This is a genomic window from Paenibacillus sp. J22P90 (assembly GCF_059692195.1).
Map to the genome: position 1 here is coordinate 1 of NZ_JCAUAY010000002.1, position 17779 is coordinate 17779.

The 17779-nt window shown below is 47.2% G+C and carries 15 protein-coding genes; all 15 read right to left on the reverse strand.

Annotation, left to right across the window (positions count from 1 at the left end; translation table 11 throughout):
• Positions 1-491: 491 nt before the first annotated feature.
• The 15 genes from AC58UX_RS04950 to AC58UX_RS05020 all read right to left on the reverse strand — a co-directional run bounded on the left by AC58UX_RS04950 (position 492) and on the right by AC58UX_RS05020 (position 17767).
• Positions 492-2300, reverse strand: a complete 1809-nt coding sequence (locus tag AC58UX_RS04950) for a heparinase II/III domain-containing protein (RefSeq protein ID WP_497250083.1) — start codon at positions 2298-2300, stop codon at positions 492-494.
• 167 nt (positions 2301-2467) lie between these two features.
• Positions 2468-3100, reverse strand: coding sequence for an SGNH/GDSL hydrolase family protein (locus tag AC58UX_RS04955; protein ID WP_497250085.1), 633 nt, complete (start codon positions 3098-3100; stop codon positions 2468-2470).
• 141 nt (positions 3101-3241) lie between these two features.
• Positions 3242-3412 carry a Spo0E family sporulation regulatory protein-aspartic acid phosphatase gene (locus tag AC58UX_RS04960; protein ID WP_497250087.1) on the reverse strand — a complete coding sequence of 57 codons (171 nt, stop codon included), beginning with the start codon at positions 3410-3412 and terminating at the stop codon, positions 3242-3244.
• Positions 3413-3539: 127 nt separating this feature from the next.
• Entirely contained in the window at positions 3540-4337 is a 798-nt protein-coding gene (locus AC58UX_RS04965) for a polysaccharide deacetylase family protein (RefSeq protein ID WP_497250089.1), read from the reverse strand.
• A 78-nt stretch (positions 4338-4415) separates the two neighbouring features.
• Complete coding sequence (locus AC58UX_RS04970) at positions 4416-5483, reverse strand: dihydrodipicolinate synthase family protein (RefSeq protein WP_497250091.1); 1068 nt, start codon at positions 5481-5483, stop codon at positions 4416-4418.
• Between the two features lie 2 nt (positions 5484-5485).
• On the reverse strand, positions 5486-6502 hold the full coding sequence (locus AC58UX_RS04975) for an NAD-dependent epimerase/dehydratase family protein (protein WP_497250093.1): 1017 nt from the start codon (positions 6500-6502) through the stop codon (positions 5486-5488).
• A gap of 158 nt (positions 6503-6660) precedes the next feature.
• Positions 6661-8013, reverse strand: a complete 1353-nt coding sequence (locus AC58UX_RS04980; RefSeq protein ID WP_497250095.1) for a GGDEF domain-containing protein — start codon at positions 8011-8013, stop codon at positions 6661-6663.
• An 84-nt stretch (positions 8014-8097) separates the two neighbouring features.
• The gene (locus tag AC58UX_RS04985) at positions 8098-8907 is read right to left on the reverse strand and encodes a hypothetical protein (protein ID WP_497250097.1); all 810 of its coding nucleotides are present in this window, start codon (positions 8905-8907) and stop codon (positions 8098-8100) included.
• 155 nt (positions 8908-9062) lie between these two features.
• A complete protein-coding gene (locus AC58UX_RS04990; protein WP_497250099.1) occupies positions 9063-9974 on the reverse strand; it encodes a fumarylacetoacetate hydrolase family protein in 912 nt (303 codons plus the stop codon).
• 50 nt (positions 9975-10024) lie between these two features.
• Entirely contained in the window at positions 10025-10798 is a 774-nt protein-coding gene (locus tag AC58UX_RS04995) for an SDR family NAD(P)-dependent oxidoreductase (protein ID WP_497250101.1), read from the reverse strand.
• 149 nt (positions 10799-10947) lie between these two features.
• Entirely contained in the window at positions 10948-11703 is a 756-nt protein-coding gene (locus tag AC58UX_RS05000) for an IclR family transcriptional regulator (RefSeq protein ID WP_497250103.1), read from the reverse strand.
• A gap of 101 nt (positions 11704-11804) precedes the next feature.
• Complete coding sequence (locus tag AC58UX_RS05005; RefSeq protein WP_497250105.1) at positions 11805-12779, reverse strand: ROK family protein; 975 nt, start codon at positions 12777-12779, stop codon at positions 11805-11807.
• Between the two features lie 29 nt (positions 12780-12808).
• Positions 12809-13477, reverse strand: a complete 669-nt coding sequence (locus AC58UX_RS05010; protein ID WP_497250107.1) for a D-sedoheptulose-7-phosphate isomerase — start codon at positions 13475-13477, stop codon at positions 12809-12811.
• Entirely contained in the window at positions 13477-16854 is a 3378-nt protein-coding gene (locus tag AC58UX_RS05015) for a golvesin C-terminal-like domain-containing protein (protein WP_497250109.1), read from the reverse strand. The genes AC58UX_RS05010 and AC58UX_RS05015 overlap by 1 nt, the downstream gene beginning before the upstream one ends.
• 133 nt (positions 16855-16987) lie before the next feature.
• Positions 16988-17767 (reverse strand): IclR family transcriptional regulator, encoded by a 780-nt coding sequence (locus tag AC58UX_RS05020; RefSeq protein ID WP_497250111.1) that lies wholly within the window; start codon positions 17765-17767, stop codon positions 16988-16990.
• Positions 17768-17779 lie beyond the last annotated feature (12 nt).

The following is a 17779-nucleotide window of genomic DNA, read 5'->3' on the forward strand; positions in this document are numbered from 1 at the left end:
GACGGCGGTAACTTTAGGCTCGGGTTTCGAGCCTATTCCGTGACGGCGGAGGATTTAGGCTCGATTTCCGAGCCTATCCACTAAACGCGCGTACCTTAGGCTCGATTTCCGTGCCTATCCGGCGACGGCGGTAACTTTAGGCTCGGGTTTCGAGCCTATTCCGTGACGGCGGAGGATTTAGGCTCGATTTCCGAGCCTATCCACTAAACGCGCGTACCTTAGGCTCGATTTCCGAGTCTATCCGGCGACGGCGGTGGATTTAGGCTCGATTTCCGAGCCTATCCACTAAACGCGCGTACCTTAGGCTCGATTTCCGAGCCTATCCGGCGACGGCGGTGACTTTAGGCTCGGGTTTCGAGCCTATTCCATGACGGCGGAGGCCTTAGGCTCGATTTCCGAGCCTATCCACCAAACGCGCGTACTTTAGGCTCGATTTCCGAGCCTATCCACCAAATGCGCGTACCTTAGGCTCGATTTTCGAGCCCCAGCCATCACCCCAAGCCCAAAACAACCTCAATCCGAACCCGCTCCCCCACCTCAGCCGCAGCTAGATCGATCAAATACACAGTCTCCGTCTCGCCCTCATGATTCTGATGCTCCACCGTGTGAATCGACGCCGTCAACTGCGCCGCATCATAGCGCAACAGCTGCTGCGCATCAGCACCCGCCGCTTCCAGCCGAATCTCCCCCGGCCGTACAATGAGCGGCTTGTGCTGCGTAACAAAGCGCTCCGTCACGGCTGCGCTGGATTCACGGAACTCAAATGAATCCGCAAGGGTCAGCTTCCCGACCCGCTTATCAAACACGAAGCTGCGCTCCAGCTTTTCGAGTGTAGGTACGGCATACGCTTGACTCAGATCAAGCTGGAAGATATCATGAGCATCCGTCGACTCCGCTGCTAGTACCTGAGCACGATGCGCAAGGCCCTCCTGCTGGTGGCTGCCGTTGATGATCGGAACGCTGTGTCCAGCTGAGCTGTTGCATAGAATATCATATCGCTCATCACCAAAATATCGCTTCGTATAGAGACCTGCTCCCAAATCCTCCAACCATCGAACCCCATCAACGATCCAGATGAAATGTCCGATGTCATTGTGATTATGAGGCTCGTCGTTATGCCCGCCTTTGGCTGCAAAGCTAACTAGCTTATTTCCTACCTGTGCCCGGCTCACCATCCATTGAGCTTCGGGCAGGATGTCCGTTTGTAGCGGCATGTTTTCACGTTCGCGCAGCAGTGGTTCATTCAGCCAAACGACGTTGCGCACAGCACTTGCGAAGCGACCGCAATGATCGATGGTTGGCGGCAGATTCTCAAGTGTCGGAATCCGAATCTCTTCAAACTTTTCGCACAAACGGCTGAAAATCCCGATCTGAATGCCATTTTTCCGTGAACAGTCGGAGAAATTGGCAATATGATTGCCCTGCATGAAGCTTGTCTGCGGGAATTGAGCAACCCTCCGTGCTTTTGCATCCGATTGGAGGATATCTACCTTGCCCCCTGTACGCTGCTTCAACAACTCGCTGAAATAGACATAATAGCCAAAGCCATAATACCAGTAGCCCAGCCCCTCCAAACAAGCGCCTTCCTCTGAAAAACCTGCCAGAAAGCAATCCATCGATCCGAGCACACGGTTTATAATAGGCAGCAGTTCTTTCGAATCAGGCAGCAAATAGATAGCGGCCATACCGACATTCCCCGCACAAACGGCAGACCAGTTAATGTCGCACGTTTCCCACCAATAAGCTCTCTTTAGATCCACATAAGGTGCAAGAACCCGCTCCTTAACCTCGCGTTGTACCCTTCTCACCACTTGACCGTTGAGCTGATCTCGGAAGATGTGACATGTCTCGCTGAGTGCATGCGCTGTTTCGGAGGCAAATAAATCAATATGCTTGAATTCTTCTCCTTCTTCCGCAGCATCATGATTCATTAAATGTGCAGGCAGACACCATGTATATTCATCGCAAATTGCCCAAATTGTATTTTCAAGCGCAGTCAAATAGGCCTCGCTGCCATCCTTCAACGCTGCCACGACCAAAGCCGCTAACCGTCGACGACGATCAAAATAGAGGGCTTCAAATTCGATGCGCGAGCCCTTTGAACGATATAAATCCCACTCTTTAAAGGGTAATGCAGCGATCGGCTTACTCTCAAACTCCTTGACTAGCGGTGTAACTTCGTTATAGACAGTTGAGAGCAACGCACTCTCTCTTTGTTTTACCTGTAAAGCTTCATGAAACAGGCTTCCGTGTTCAGCTTCAGCTTCGAGCAATGCATCTAATAAGAATCGACTATTCATAGTTTCTCCTTCCAACTTCAACACTTTACTTTACACTATACTCTCTGAAGGCAAAAGCAAACTAGACCTTATTTTGACCTCTATCTCTCTAAAATTGACTACTTCCCACTTATGTAAAAAAAAGCTTCACGCAACATGCGGAAGCTTTCATAACCTAGCTATTTAAATTACTCAACAGCTCCGACTACCTTCAACCAAGCATTCGCAATTAGCGCATGTCCTGCAGGTGAAGGATGCACGCCATCATGCGCCCAGAAAGCGCTGTCAGCTAGCGTGGAAGCTTGTGCAAATAAACCATCCAAACAAAGTAAACGCGCGCCGAATTCTCTCGCCAAATCACGAACTGCATCAATCTTCGGATCCAAATCTTCTCTCCACAGCTTGCGATCTTCTGGTACAGGAAGAACGAATGGCTCGATGAGAAGCAGCTTTGCCCCAGTGCTCGCCGTTTGGTCAAGCAATTGACGGTATCCCTCTTTAAACTTCTCTGTCGTGGTCGCTTCATTACGATCATATCTTCGCCAAGTATCATTGATGCCAATATAAATCGAAACTAGATTCGGCTTCAAGTCTAGACAGTCTTGCTGCCAACGTGCTTGTAGATCTGGAACCCGATTACCAGAATTCCCGCGGTTCAGGAACGTAACCTTTTTCTCCGGATATTTCGCAGAAAACTGTGCAGCTGCCATAAGTGCGTACCCTCTGCCAAGATCATTGAAATTCTCACGAATACGTCCTGCATCCGTAATACTATCCCCTTGAAATAGAACGATATCCCCTTGCTCCAACCATGCTGCCATTGTAACGATCCTCCTTTGATTTACAAGCCTTCTTTATAATGAACTAGTATAAATTTCCTCACAAATTATACCATGTCCAGTAGATCACGTGAACAAAAAAAACCGAGAATCACACCAGCGGCGTGAACTCGGTTTCTTTATTTATGCAATTGTTCGTATAAAACGAAATTCATAGTAGGTATTCAGCAGTTCATCCAGTGCGATCGAGAGTTTCAATACCGTGTCAGACAATAGGCCATATGTTTGACTAGCAAGATTCAGCTCGTATCTTAACGCTTCAATCTTTTCTTCCAACTCATATCGTTGCCCCATACTGATCCCTCCGATTTTGAAATTCTTCTTGTGGATAACTTATACATTTTGCTACCTACATCATAATCGATGATTGTTAAGAAATTATTAGCAAATTGTGTTTTTTACGAAATTTTACAAATAAATGCTATATTCTTACTGTTTGTCCTGCAGGAATTTCCAAACTATCGCCTTCTGCACTGATCCAAACCGAGATCGCAGAAGGATTATGGATGATACGGCAATTCGCAGAGAACCGCAGACGATCCAGCGCTTGCATATACGCTACAATTTCGGCATTGGTCGCATACCAAATGTCAGACCTTCCTTGTACTTTCTCGCCAAATTGCTCCAGCATCTCCCAATTGTTGTCGTTCTCAAATTCGTAGCTGTGACCCCAAACGTACAGGAGTGACATCCGCGAATGCCGCTGTTCTAACTGGAGGAATTTGTCCGCCAGCTCCAGCATTTGCTTATGATGGCAGGTTGGGTGCCACCGTAAAAAGTCGCTTGGCATTTGAAAGCCGCCATGGCTCCCTACGGTTCGTGCATACTCAATGCCAAGCGTGGGAAGCGCATGTATCACATTGTCAGAGTATGTCCCAAACGGAAAGCTCATCCCGCGGACTGGATAGCCAACTAACGCTTCCAATGCCTCGCGATCGTTCGAAATTTCACGCACGACTTGATCCATTGGCGATTGCTCTAGAAATGGGTGATCGATCGTATGCGCAGATACTTCATGACCTTGAAAAAGCGTGGCCACTTCTGTCGCTTCAATGTAGCCTTCTTTTCCAAGAAAGCCGCTGTTTAAATGAAACGTCCCTTTCAACCCGTACTCATTCAGAATTCGTACGAGTCTGCGATCATGTACTTTCCCATCATCATAGCTTAGCGTTAATGCCTTGGTAACACCTTGTGGAAACCGATCGAACCGAATACGCAAACGAAATCCCCCCAGATAAGAATCGAATACTTACTTTCAATGTACCAGAAACTTCCTGGTGGGGCTATCATTTCGTGATTAAGATAACCACTTTGCGAGATTCGATTGTACAAATGCATCATCATTCAAATGTGGATAGTCATGATACATGCGATCGATTTCTTCAAATTGTCCTGGCGACAATTGTTCATGAGGATTCAAGCACCATGTTCCCTTCAACAAGCCCTGGCGACGAAGTACTTCATGAATACCCGGAATACAGCCTGCGAAGCCATTGGCAGGATCGAAGAAGGCTGCGTTCGTTTCGGTCACTTCAATGTTTCGCGTAAGCCATTCAGAGGCAAGCGTAGGATTCATTCGCACCCCCTTAACTTCCTCTAACAGCTCCACCGCTTTCTGCGTCCATACTGCCCAATGTCCGAGTAAGCCGCCGACAATTCTCTTCTCAATGTTCTTACCCTCAACTTGGAATTTATAAACAGTCAGCAGATCATTTATTATGTTATCGTCATTCCCCGTGTATAACGCGATCTCGTCACGACGCTCCGAATAACAGACGGCGCGTACGACATCAATCGTTTGATAACGATTGAACGGAGCCATTTTAATCGCGATAATGCCTGGTATGTTCGCAAATTGCTTCCAAAAATCAAAGCTGTACACTTTACCTCCAACAGATGGTTGAAGATAAAAGCCGATCACAGGCATTTTCTCGGCGATCCGTGCTGTTCGCTCCAAGATTTGTGCTTCGCTTAAGCTGCTTAAGCCGCCCATGGATAGCAAAGCTGCATCATAGCCAAGTGAGATAGCTGTATCCGTTTCATCAATTGCTTGGTTTGTTGGCCCACAAATACCGGCAACTTTAATGAAGGGTCTTGAAAGTGCAGCGCGCTCTACTTCTTCCGAAGCCAAGCGTAGAACTCGCTCATACAAGTTATACTTGGGATCGCGGATTTCAAACTGTGTCGAATGCACTCCCACAGCAATTCCTCCAGATCCTGCAGCCATATAATAGCGAGTCAACGCCCGTTGACTTTGCTCATCGAGTAAGCGGTCAGCCGTTAGGGCCAGTGGATGAGCAGGAATGACGAGTCCATCATGCAGCGCAATGCGTTGTTCATTACTTAGTTCTCGGCGCCCAGTCATCGCTAAAATTTCCCCTCTCGTTCTTGGAAATGAGTTGGTTTATTGATTGTACTGCCCCCGTGCTCAACCCACTCCGCTACCCAGTCCAGCATTTGGAGTAGTGAAACTCGCGGATAGCCAAATAACTGCATACTTTTCGCGGCGTTACTTAACAATGCGGTCTCCGACTCTTGACCTTTGAAAATGGGCTCGATGCCCAGTCTCTTCCCTAGCTGTTGTGCCGCATATTTGACGGACACCGTCTCAGGTCCGGTTACATTCAAGAAATTAGCTGGACTTGTTGTAGCCTGCAGCGAACGAATCGCAATTTCATTGGCATCTCCCTGCCAGATACAATTGAAGTGGCCCATAGAAAGATCAATGGCTCGCCCTTCCTTCAAAGACTTGGCAAGCTCCAGTAGCACACCGTAACGCAAATCAATGGCATAATTCAAACGATAGATCAGCACAGGCGTCCCGTTCTTGTGACTATAATGCTCGAACATCCGCTCACGGCCAAGACAGGATTGACCATATTCCCCAATCGGAGCAGGACTAATCGCTTCATGAGCTCCGCCATACGTAACCGGTGTGAACGGATACACATTACCTGTTGAAAAGACAACAATTCGGGAGTTGTGGAATTTCTCGGCTACTCTGCCTGGCAAATAAGCATTCATCACCCAAGTGAAATGTTCTTTCCCTGTTGTTCCAAACTTCGTGCCAGCCATATAGATGACATTAGGAACATCTGGCAACGCTTGCAACGACTCATCGTTTAAAAGGTCACAAGCAATCGTTTCAATCCCATACGATTGAAGCTCTTCCTGTAGGCCGCTTTCTGAAAAACGCGAAACCCCGTATACCTTTTTATCAACACCTGCTGCTCGAATAGCGTTCATCGCTAGCCTGGCTAGACTCGGCCCCATCTTTCCTCCGACACCAAGGAGCATCAAATCACCTTTTAACTCTTGCATAAATTGTATTAGTGCTGGGGACGGGGTCGACATCGCCTTATCCAAATCTTCTAATGTTCTCATCTCTCAGTCTCCTCACATCATGTTCAATAAATAGCTTCATGTCTGTAGTATACGGACTCAGGAACATAAAAGACAAATCTTTAAATCGTCTTTAAATTAATGCAAAAAAAACCGCCCCGTGCCGGAATTCAACACTAGAGCGGTTCTTCGCCATCCATTTATACGCCGCTTGGATCGGCAGCCAGCTTTTCCAAAAACAAGAGTCGAAACGTTTGCTTAGGTCTCCCTTTGGGCACCTTCACATAACCGACACTTGAAATCAAGCCATGATCCATCCACTGCAATAGAAGACGATGTGTGCTTCTAACCGTCACTCCCAAAATACTTGCCAGCTCATGCACTTCGTATTCCAGCTTATTGGTTCGCGCAACCGTCGCCATGAGTCGGCTCAAATAAGTCGATGTCATCCCGGCATCCTCTGCGCTCTTGAGCAGCTCAGGATCTGTCACCGATAAGTCTCGACTAAGCGGGTCTGCCATTTCCAGCGGGCCAATTAAGGTTTTGTCCTCGCGTACAATGAAGCACGTATTGCCCCCTGCTTCTTTGCATCTGCGGAGCGCAAGTCGCGCATGCGTGCCCGCTTCATTGGCGCTGCGACCAAAGCCGATCCCCATACTAAGAGACAGACCTAGTGATTTCCAGACTTCACGAGCAAGCGGTACGGACTTGTAGCCAACCGTCTCGCGTTCGAATATCCCCCTTGTTGTGAAAAACAAGTATTCGTCCGCGCCTAGATGTGTCAAATAGCCGTCCAACGATTCCACATAGTCAATCAGCTTGCGATGCACTTCGAGCTTAAAGCGCTGAATATCATGCTCTGTGCTCTGCTGCTGCAGCTTTTTGCCGAAATCATCTACGTTAATCATACCCACTAATATTTGCGCTTCTTTACTGCGGCGCGTTTCTGTTGACAGGAGTGCCCGCTCCAGGGCGACGGTAATGTTCTGGTCGGTCGGTGTAATCCACTCGCATGGAATTCCCCTCTGACTAAGCGCGTCGGCTACTTCACTTTCCGTTGTCATCGCCGCTTGTGTAGCTCCCTTTTCATACGCTTCCAAATGAAAATTCAAAATCGTCTCCACTTGCGGATAAGGCGGGCCATCATAAATAAGGAAGCTAGCCGATGCTTCGCCAATCTCCTTCACGTGTCTGCTTAGGGATGACGATGTAAAAGAATCAATACTAAACACCGTATCTGCTGCATGCAGCTGCGGGTTACTGCGCAAACGATATAAAGCGCTAAATAGTCCGGTATCTGTCAAAGGAATCATATGGACGGGCAAGGAAGTCACGACTTGTTCCTTCACCCGTCGATAAAGCGTCGGCCCGGTAACGAGCAGCACTTCGACTTCGGCGAGCAGCTTTTCCGCCAATTCTGGTGCTGTTTCTGCTGAACAGGCGTGAGACATCGGTTCGAAAGAAGGAAAGGATGTCGCGATAACATTTAACACTTTATTCACTAATGCCTCTGGCCCTAACACGCCAATGGCAATTCGATTTGAAATATCCATGCATGGCGGCTCCTTTGCTTGATCATATGATCAAGTATACCGCCGATTTCGACTAAAAGACAAATCGTTATTGTGTCTTTAAATCTAGCCTGGAGGTAAAGGTGTGCCGTTTCCTGCATTGCCACGGGCAGCCTCACCTTTTTTCTCATCAAACATCGTGCCTGAAAGGTTATAGAACCTATTTAAGATTTTGTGCAAACTGAAACCAGCTAGAAATCCAACGCCTACCACTGCAGCGCCTGATGCCATATCAACACTCACCGTGTCAGGAAACAATTGTAACCCTCCCTGCACAAGTGCCAAAGCGATCACAGCACAAACCCCAGCAATCCAAGGCCGAACGGTGTAATACATCCAATAGATGCTCAGATTTAAAGATTGATTTCGTATGTATTTGAAATAGTCCAGCATGAGAAATATACTTTGCCCGCAAATCGCTGCTAAACCAATATAGGCGTATTGCTTGCTAGCCTGTGTGATCTCAAGAAAGTGAAAGAGTGAGTGTTTATCGGAGTTGAAGGCAAGATGTCCATTTGCGATGTATAAGATGAGATGGGGAGTCATCATGATGAGGAGGAATAAGTAAGCAAACATGATAAATCGAAGTTGACGTCCTACTGTAGTGTGCCATGTGAACTGATCCTTCACCTTCGGAATTTCAAGTTCTACTTGAATACTCTCGTTGGCTACTATATTACTTTTCGAATCGTAGCCTTTCACGACAAACTTGAGTTCGGGGTAGACGAGATTATTCGGTAATTCAAATTCGGGTAGAATCGTACTTCCGATCAGAGACTCACCACTATAAATCTCGTAACGAACCGGTGGAGGATCCACTTTTGGCACCCACCACAATCTAAAGCCTGCTTGTAATTCCAGCGTTTTTTCCGCCAAAGCACACGCCCCCCACTGTTAAATATTCCCACACTCTTCTACTGTAAGATCAATACGAAGCGGTGTCAATCACTGTAAAAAGAAAAAAAGCACCCTGTGCATGTTGCGCAAAAAGCAGTTGCTTTTCACGCTGCACGAGTGCATATCTTTATAAATTAATTGATGATTTCATCCACCATACGATTCGTCAAAGCGCCTAGCTTTTCAATCTCAATGGTCACAACATCGCCATGCTTCAAATAGACGCGTTGATCTACAGGCTTACCAAGCACAACCCCTTCAGGCGTTCCAGTCAAAATAATATCTCCAGGCGACAGCGTCATATGCTGGGATATGTAGCTGACGATTTCATCGCAATGGAAAATCATATCGGATGTATGTGAATTTTGTCTCATCTCGCCATTCACCGTGCAGGAGATTTTCAGCTGGTTCGGATCGCCGACTTCATCAGCTGTAACCAAGTACGGCCCTAGCGGACTGAATTTATCGCAGGATTTGCCTAGCAGCCATTGTTGGGTACGCATCTGCAAGTCACGCGCGGACAAATCGTTCACATTACAATAGCCAAACACATGGCTCAAAGCATTCTCTTTGGACACATATTTCGCTTGCTTACCAATAACGATAACCAGCTCAGCTTCATAATCAACCTGACTCGTCACACGATTAGGAAGTGGAATATCATCACCTTGCGCTGCAATCGTATTATTGAACTTGTTAAATAAAATCGGATATTGCGGGATAGCCGCATTCGTCTCTTCCGCGTGCTTGCGATAGTTCAAGCCCACGCAAATGATTTTGCCAGGCTGCGTAACGCATGGACCGTATTTGACTTGAGATTCGTCCAATAAGAACGCTTTCCCCTCTGACGACCCCTCCGTTACTTTTGCTATATATCGTTCAATCTGAGGCAATACCTCATCTGAATTAGCAATGACAGACATAATGTCGGTTGGAATTCCAGCTTCAGGATACGCTTTCAACGCCTCCGTCATATCGAATACAACATTCTCAAGCTTCACACCAAGATGACGTACACCGGAATGATCAATTGTGACTAGTTTCAAAAGATAACATCCTCTCTCATATTAAGTAGTTTGGAATAAGTTGATCTAACCTAAGCATTCTTGCCAAACACAGCGCCACCATCGATGTATAAAGGCGAGCCCATCATGAATTTGGATTCATCCGAGGCTAGGAATAACGCGGCTTGCGCAACATCCTCTGGCGTTCCAAGCTCATCGCTGAGCTGTCTGCTTTTTAGTGATTTAATGGCAGCCTCAGGATCATCATATGATGTTTTCAAATAGTTCTCAACAAAAGGTGTCAAAATCGTGCCCGGCAGAAGCGCATTCACACGAATTTGGTACGGTGCATAGTCGACTTGCATCGATTTCGTCAACGCCAGCACAGCTCCTTTGGTAGCTGCATAGGATGCGCGTCGAGCTAACCCAATTTCCGCGATGCAGGAAGACATGTTAATAATAGAGCCGCTCCGCTTCTCCATCATATGAGGGATAACGTATTTGGATGGTAGAAACACGCCGCGAATGTTCACGCGAATGACCCGATCCCATTGCTCAGGCTCCAGCTCATGCAAGGCGCCAACTCCGCTAATTCCCGCATTATTGAAAAGTACATCAATACGTCCACATGCTTCAATTGCACGATCTACCATCGTTTTGACGGACTCTGCATCTGTAACATCCGCTTGCAGGAAGAGCGCTTGACCGCCATTCGCTTGAATTTCGGCAGCTGTTTCCTCTCCTTTAATTGCATCCAAATCATTAACGATAACATGCGCCCCTTCTTGTCCAAAAAGCAGCGCAGTGCTTTTCCCTATCCCTGAACCTGCACCTGTAATCATGATGACCTTATTGCGTAATCTCATTTGGCACCAGCCCTTTTAGTTTAGTATAATAAACTTAGTTTTGTATTTAAAAGTATAGATTTAGTTTAGCATCCGCTTTCTATCTCGTCAATGCATAAAAAAACCATCTGTCTATCCAAAATTTGGATAGACAGATGGTTTTGGCAATACTAGAAAACGGCTGACAAATCATTAGCCAATAGCTTCATTTCTTCCATCGCCAACGCCTGCTTCAGCATCCATTGATGAACAGGCATGGAGCAGCTCACAGCCGCAATCCGTTCACCGTTACGATCCAGAATCGGCATGGCTATGCAACAAAAGCCGAGGACAACTTCTTCTTGATCGACCGCGTAGCCGTGCTCTCTTGCGATGCGGAGCTGTTCAAGCAGCTCCTCTCCGCTTCGAACTGTGTTCGGCGTAAAGGCTTGGTAGCTGCCTTCCTCATAGAAGGCGAGCACCTGCTTTTCTTCCAAAGCAGCAAGCAGCACTTTGCCCATTGCCGTCGCGTACGCGGGCAAACGCATGCCAGGCTCAGAGATGAGCCGGACTTGCGTCGCTCCCTCTTTCTTGGCCAAATACACCAGCTCGCCTTTCTCCAAGCGGGCTAACTGAACGGTCTCACCAAGTCGCTCCACGGAACGGCTAGCTTTCTCATGGAATAACTTCACCAACGACATCCCAGCGAAATAAGCGTTGCCGATCACACCGAAAAAGGAGCCTAACGCATAGGTGTCTCCTTTTTCTTTAATCACCCAGTTCAACGTTTCCATCGTGTGTAATAGGGAAAACATCGTACTTTTATTAATCCCCGTCGCTGCACTCAAATCCATCAATTTCAACTTAGAGGGTTGAGCGGCAACTAGCTGAAGCACGTCTTGTGCTCTTTCCAGTGCGGGGACCCAGTATTTTCGATCCATGTTCATACCTCACTGACTCCACATGCAGACTTTGTGATTCGATGATAACACAAAGTGCAAGCAGGTGTAAGTGAGTACACATGTTAATGGTTCTTTTAGTTCCACTTTCAGTCCCTCAGGCCATTTAACGCAACCGATAAACTCGCGTAATCTCCGATACCTTCGCCAAGCTGTGCTGGAACGATCCGACAAGCGCGACTAGCAAGATGCAACGCTTCCTTTTCAATTTCTTGCAAGACGAATGGTTCTAGAATGGCTTGCTGTCGTCCGTAGATACTCCCAATTACGATCATTTCGGGATTAAGTATATCGATCAACAAGGCAAGTCCTTGGCCAAGTTTACGTCCAGTCAGCTGCAGAATGTCAATGGCTACAGGATCCCCTTGTTGTGCAGCTAAGCCAACCATCTCGGCTGTCACGCTGCCCAGCTCGGAAGCTGATCGGCAGAAGGAGACAGGTATCCCTTCATTTAAGTTGCGAAGAGCTACAGCTTGCGCCATTTGCGCGATACCGCCACCGCTGCAGAAACCCTCAAAGGAGCCCGCCTTCCCGTATCCAACAGGACCATCCTCTGCGAGTCGCATGTGTCCAACTTCACCAGCCATATCTGTCGTGCCCGTATAAAGCGCACCATTCAAGATCAACCCTGCACCCATCCCTGTGCCAAAAGTTAAAAAAATCATGTTGCGGCTGTCCTCACCAGCGCCCCATTTCCATTCTGCCAATGCACAGGCATTGGCATCATTTTGAAGGGCTACCTGCACACCATATCGCTGCTGCAGAGGTGTAAATAGATCTACTGCATCCCAGCCTGGTAAATTAGGCGGAGATAAGATCATCCCCCTTTTACTATCCAAGGGCCCCCCGCAGCTAATCCCAATGGCTGAAAGAACATCCCTGCATGCGAGTTCAGCTAGGAGGGAATCTAAGGCAGCTATGATTTGGTCCATGGTTTCACTTGGTGATTGCGGGGTCAAAAAGCGAATTTTCCCACACAGATCCATCCGATCATCTGAATGAACACGACCTACGTTTACTGCACACTTGGTACCCCCAATATCAATACCAGCTAACCATGTCATAGCTCCTCGGCCCCTCCTTGCCATCTATTCTAGGTTGATGGGAAGAACGCTTCCTCCAGCATCCTGCATAACGCATGATAAATCGGTAAATGTCTTTCTTGAATATCCGGTGTGGATTGCCAAGGGACGCATATGGTGACATCACAAAGCTCGCGAAACTTCCCTCCATTTTGGCCAGTTAACCCAATGGTACGAACACCTTGCACTTTAGCAACTTGCAGGGCTCGCACGACATTCAATGAATTCCCTGATGTGCTTAGTGCAAATAAGACATCGCCTTGATTGCCGTAACCAAACACCTGCTGTGCAAATATCATTTCAGGCGCGACATCATTGCCAAATGCGGTCATCAAGGAGGCATGCCCTGTTAAAGAAATCGCAGGCAATGCCCCTTGCAAATTCCTTCTCAGGTAGTCGCCATCCTCAGGGAATATGCTGTGAATCTCAGCCATCTTCTCTTCCGTCAAAGCTCGGCGGGACATGAAGCCTTTCATGAGTTCGCCCACGATATGGTCACAATCTGCGGCACTTCCACCGTTTCCGCACAGCAGCACTTTACCGCCTTGCTGAAAGCAGTCCCGCATGTTCTCGAAAGCACGCTCAATATCGGCCTTACACACTTTAAGCTCAGGGTATTTCTCTATGACATGATTCAAGATCGTATCCATTTGACTCCAGCCTTCCATTTTTGATGACATTATTTAACCCACTTGATCCCATCAGTCCGCGTCGGAGCGCCTCCTCCTGCGCCAACCAGTCGTACATTGCCAGCTACGCCTGTATTAAAGGTAAACGTTCCTAAGGAAACCCATGTCCCGCCGCCAACAGCCTGGTTGACACCGACATTCGTTGTGCCGCCAGCGTGAGTAACCGAATAGGTTACCGCTACATTTGCCGCATTGGTCGGATATTGAACAAAAATCTCATAGGCGCCTGAAGTCGCAATAACTGGTGTCCATGTCGCATAACTAGTAGAAGCTTCCAACGTAAATCTAGAGTCGCCGGCATAGCCGCCTAAGCCACTTGGGTACCAAGTTCCTGTTTCCGCATAGCCCGTATCCCCGTCATCGACGAAATCCTCAAAGGTCGTTCCTGGGCTCACCGTCGCAGCAGTCGTATCGGCACTCTGACCTGCAGGGTTGGCTGAAGACACCTTATAGAAATACGTGGTTCCATTACTTAACCCCGTCGTATCCACATAATACGTATTGGTGACACCTGACGCTATTGTCGTATAAGGTCCACCTACTGAGGTGGCTCGTTTCACATAATAGGAAGTCGCCCCCGCAGCAGCACTCCAATCTAAACCAACAGCTGCATTTCCTGGAAAAGCATGTAACGAACTCGGTGGAGCCGGAAGCTCGAGGAGCGGTGTCCTCCACAGCCTTGGATAGAGGCTATCGTAAGGTCCTAATCCAACACTATCGGGTGTAGCATTCGATGGCGCAGCAGCTGATGGCAGGAAAACATTTTTAACCGCATTGACATAACCAAACCCGTTCTCAACGGATGGATTGATCACATGTCCTTCGCCGTATTCATTCCAGTTATCGAGAAGCAGCATGGATTTGCCTAATGCGCCCGCTGAATAGGTCGGCATATGTGTATCTTTAATCCATTGAAGTAAAGACTGGAAGGTCGATGGGCTAATTCTTGAATCCGATGTGTTGCCATACCAAGGTTTATCTGCCCAACCAACGGATGGGGACGGAATATCCTCTAAGTTACCGCTTCCGGCATTCTTTTGATTTGTCATGCCACTCGTCGTTGTAGGCCCAACATAAGAGTAGTAAGAGTCATAGCCTTGATTTTTAAAAGAAGCAATTCGACTGGCATTCATATTCCGTTCTTCGGTAATGATGATAAGTCCATCAAATCCAGCGCTCACGGCTGCTGCACGAAGAGCGTCCAGTGCTGTTTTCACATTGGCATCCGTACCGCCAAGCTGACTCTTCAACTTATCTGGGGAATAAATACCCAATAACGGTTTATTTCCTATTTTCAAATAATTCGGATTCTTGAAATAATGCTCCAGCCAAAAGTTGAACAAATTGCCAACAAGGTCTGCCTGATTGCTAACACCGCGCTCTTCATTCCCATTCTCATAGGTAATCGCGAACTTCACATAATTTTGATACTTCGATTTAAAATAAGCTTCATAGCCGTGGTCCAGAAATGGTGTTTTAACCGGTTGGCCTTTACCCCCTACATTTCGAAACCATGTGGTAAAGAAGAAATCGATGCCATTTTCAGCCCACCACTTAATGTCCCAATCCATCACTTCCGGATTACCTTCATCGTACCAACCGATTAACGGCTTGCGGTCCGCGTACTTGGTAATAGCCTCCCAACCATTATGCGTACCCTCGCGCCATCCGCTAAAATGCTGTACCCCTACAAGATAGGCATCGCTTCCGCTAATGGAAGCTGGGGTAGGCACATACGTGGAAGGTGTGACTGGCGTCGGATACACCTCAATATCGTCCACATACATGACACCGCTATTGCCTGTTGATGACGAAAACCTCACCTTATCGATCGAGGATACGACGTTTTTGAACCCCACATTGGTTGCTGAGAGAACATTATTGACATAAATATCTGCCTTGTCGGTCGAAGCATCTGCTTCAATTCTTATTTTGTAATACACATTCGCTTTGTAGTTGCTCCATAGGGTGACCGGCGCTCCGCCACTGTTCTCATAGCTCAAGTTTCCATTCGCCGTATACACCTTGACTGCTGTTGTCGTTCCGCTGTCGAACTCCGCATAAAAGTTATCCACTTTGGTCGGTAGCATGACGTTGTATTCCAACGTCGTTTTGCCCGTTTGCGCTGTAAACGTCTTGGAAATCTCCACATTGCCGCTTGCACTTGTATCATCAAACTTAAACACACGAAGATTATCTGACTGCTGGGAGAACTGATTCTGCACAGAACCAGATCCGCCTGGAGCTAGATAGGTCCAATCCGATGGTACAACACTTGTGCCAGAACTAAAGAAATTCTCCTTCACCAAATAGCCTTTATAGAGCTTAATGCCATGCAGATGCAATTGGCCCGTACCGCTTGGAGATGTGGACACATGCACACGATTTAGCTTAGTAACGCTATTTAGATAAGCTGTCCCTGTCGCTTTAATTGCACCATTAACATAAATATCCGCCGTATTCGTTGCTGTATCTGCAACCACCTTGAGTCCGTACCACGTGTTGGTACTGTAGGCTTGTAAGGTCGTGCTGCCAGAGGATGTCTCAACCACCAGATTGCCTCCTGCGGTCTTAATGCTCACAGCAACTGTGCTGTCATTCCGCAGCTGGAACTTCACGCCATCCATTGCCGACGTCAACTTAAATGCAGCTTCATACACAATTTTTCCCGTTTGATCTGGAAATGGCTTGCTCATCTGAACCGGATTGATCGTACTTGTATCATCCAGTTTGATTCTGCGATCGTAGCTGGACGTATCCGTATCAAAGATATTGGTGATCGTGCCTCCGCTTACATCCGACTCCCAGCCACCTGGGAATTGATTCGTCCCGTCTGTTGTGTAATTAAACTGGTAAAAGATATCATCAATCAGTGTGGCAGTCGACTTCACTGGCGTTACGATCGGATCTGTAAATTGAATTTTATCCAAAAATGCAGCGTCACTGGCATCGGATACTCCCTCCACCGTAATCACATCACCAGATGCCACCGCGAAATTCGATTTCACGCGTCGCGTGATCCATTTGCTTGCATGCTTATCTGTTGCATACCATTCGTCGATCACAATGCCATTTTGTTTGACACGAAAGGTTGCAGCACCATTGGTATGATCGTAATAAACGACATTCATCGCATAGTCGCCTGCTGTTCCCGCGAACGCATAGGTCGCTGTTCCCGTTCCCGTCGCTTTGACATAGGCGCTTCCACTCGCCCCAGCCAGTGTAGTGTCGGATACATAACCTGAGAGTGTCGTACTCTCAGCCTCCACATTGATGGTCGCCGCATAACTAGTCGAAGGTACAACACCGATCATAGTCACGATTAATGCGATGCACAAATAAACCAATACCGAAGATTTCCATCTCATTATTGATCCCTCCTAAAATGTTGATTCACGCCTTGCGATATATCGACTTCGAATTATCAATCTCCTTTTATGTAAGCGCATACATTAAAGAACAGGAAGGCAACTTACATTGCGCTTTCCTGTATTCCATTACTTAAGCCTCTTCGTTTTTGCCATCCGTCAGGCATTCCTTGATTTTCAGTGAAGCCCTTTGTGAAATTTCAGTTACGATCTCAATCAACTGATCCTTCTTATGCCGCATTCTAATCTCAGGCAACCCAATCGCCAGAACATTCACAGCAATCTGTCCCTGCTCATAGATCGGTGCGGCAATTCCGCATGCGCCATCTTCCGTTTCTTCCATATTCAACGCGTAGCCTTGTTCACGAACTTGTTTGAGATGAGCGATAAGCTCTTCCTTATCCGTAATCGTGTTCGGGCCGCATTTTTCCAGCGGGTGCGTTTCTAAATATTTCTCTAATTTCTGCGGCGTCATATACGCTAGGAAAATCTTTCCTTGTGCAGAGCAGTGCAGTTTATCTAATAAACTTGCTCCCAGCGTCACACTAAGTGTATATGAACTCGGGTAATAAATTTCCGTTGCGATGCCATTCTTCCTGAGCACACTATAGTACGAAGATTCTCGTTCTGATCTTTCATATAGCTCCAAAACAAATGGCTTCACGATATCGTTCATATGATGCAGCACCATGACATTGGATGCTAATTCTACAAGTCCGTAACCAAGTGTAAAGCCACCGCGGGCTCCCACATGCTGCACGTAGCCTCTATCTACCATTGTGCTAATCAGATTATGCACAGTACTAACTGACAAATCGAGCTGTTGAGCGATTGATTTCAGTGGCATTGAGGAATTATTCGCAGACAATAGCTCTAGGATATCCAACGCACGGTCCAATGATTGAATGGACAATAAAATCAACCT

Coding starts and splice junctions, on each gene's coding strand:
- AC58UX_RS04950 (WP_497250083.1), bottom strand. CDS start 2,300: ATGAATAGTCGATTCTTATTAGATGCATTGCTCGAAGCTGAAGCTGAA.
- AC58UX_RS04955 (WP_497250085.1), bottom strand. CDS start 3,100: ATGGCAGCATGGTTGGAGCAAGGGGATATCGTTCTATTTCAAGGGGAT.
- AC58UX_RS04960 (WP_497250087.1), bottom strand. CDS start 3,412: ATGGGGCAACGATATGAGTTGGAAGAAAAGATTGAAGCGTTAAGATAC.
- AC58UX_RS04970 (WP_497250091.1), bottom strand. CDS start 5,483: ATGACTGGGCGCCGAGAACTAAGTAATGAACAACGCATTGCGCTGCAT.
- AC58UX_RS04975 (WP_497250093.1), bottom strand. CDS start 6,502: ATGAGAACATTAGAAGATTTGGATAAGGCGATGTCGACCCCGTCCCCA.
- AC58UX_RS04980 (WP_497250095.1), bottom strand. CDS start 8,013: ATGGATATTTCAAATCGAATTGCCATTGGCGTGTTAGGGCCAGAGGCA.
- AC58UX_RS04995 (WP_497250101.1), bottom strand. CDS start 10,798: ATGAGATTACGCAATAAGGTCATCATGATTACAGGTGCAGGTTCAGGG.
- AC58UX_RS05000 (WP_497250103.1), bottom strand. CDS start 11,703: ATGAACATGGATCGAAAATACTGGGTCCCCGCACTGGAAAGAGCACAA.
- AC58UX_RS05005 (WP_497250105.1), bottom strand. CDS start 12,779: ATGACATGGTTAGCTGGTATTGATATTGGGGGTACCAAGTGTGCAGTA.
- AC58UX_RS05010 (WP_497250107.1), bottom strand. CDS start 13,477: ATGTCATCAAAAATGGAAGGCTGGAGTCAAATGGATACGATCTTGAAT.
- AC58UX_RS05015 (WP_497250109.1), bottom strand. CDS start 16,854: ATGAGATGGAAATCTTCGGTATTGGTTTATTTGTGCATCGCATTAATC.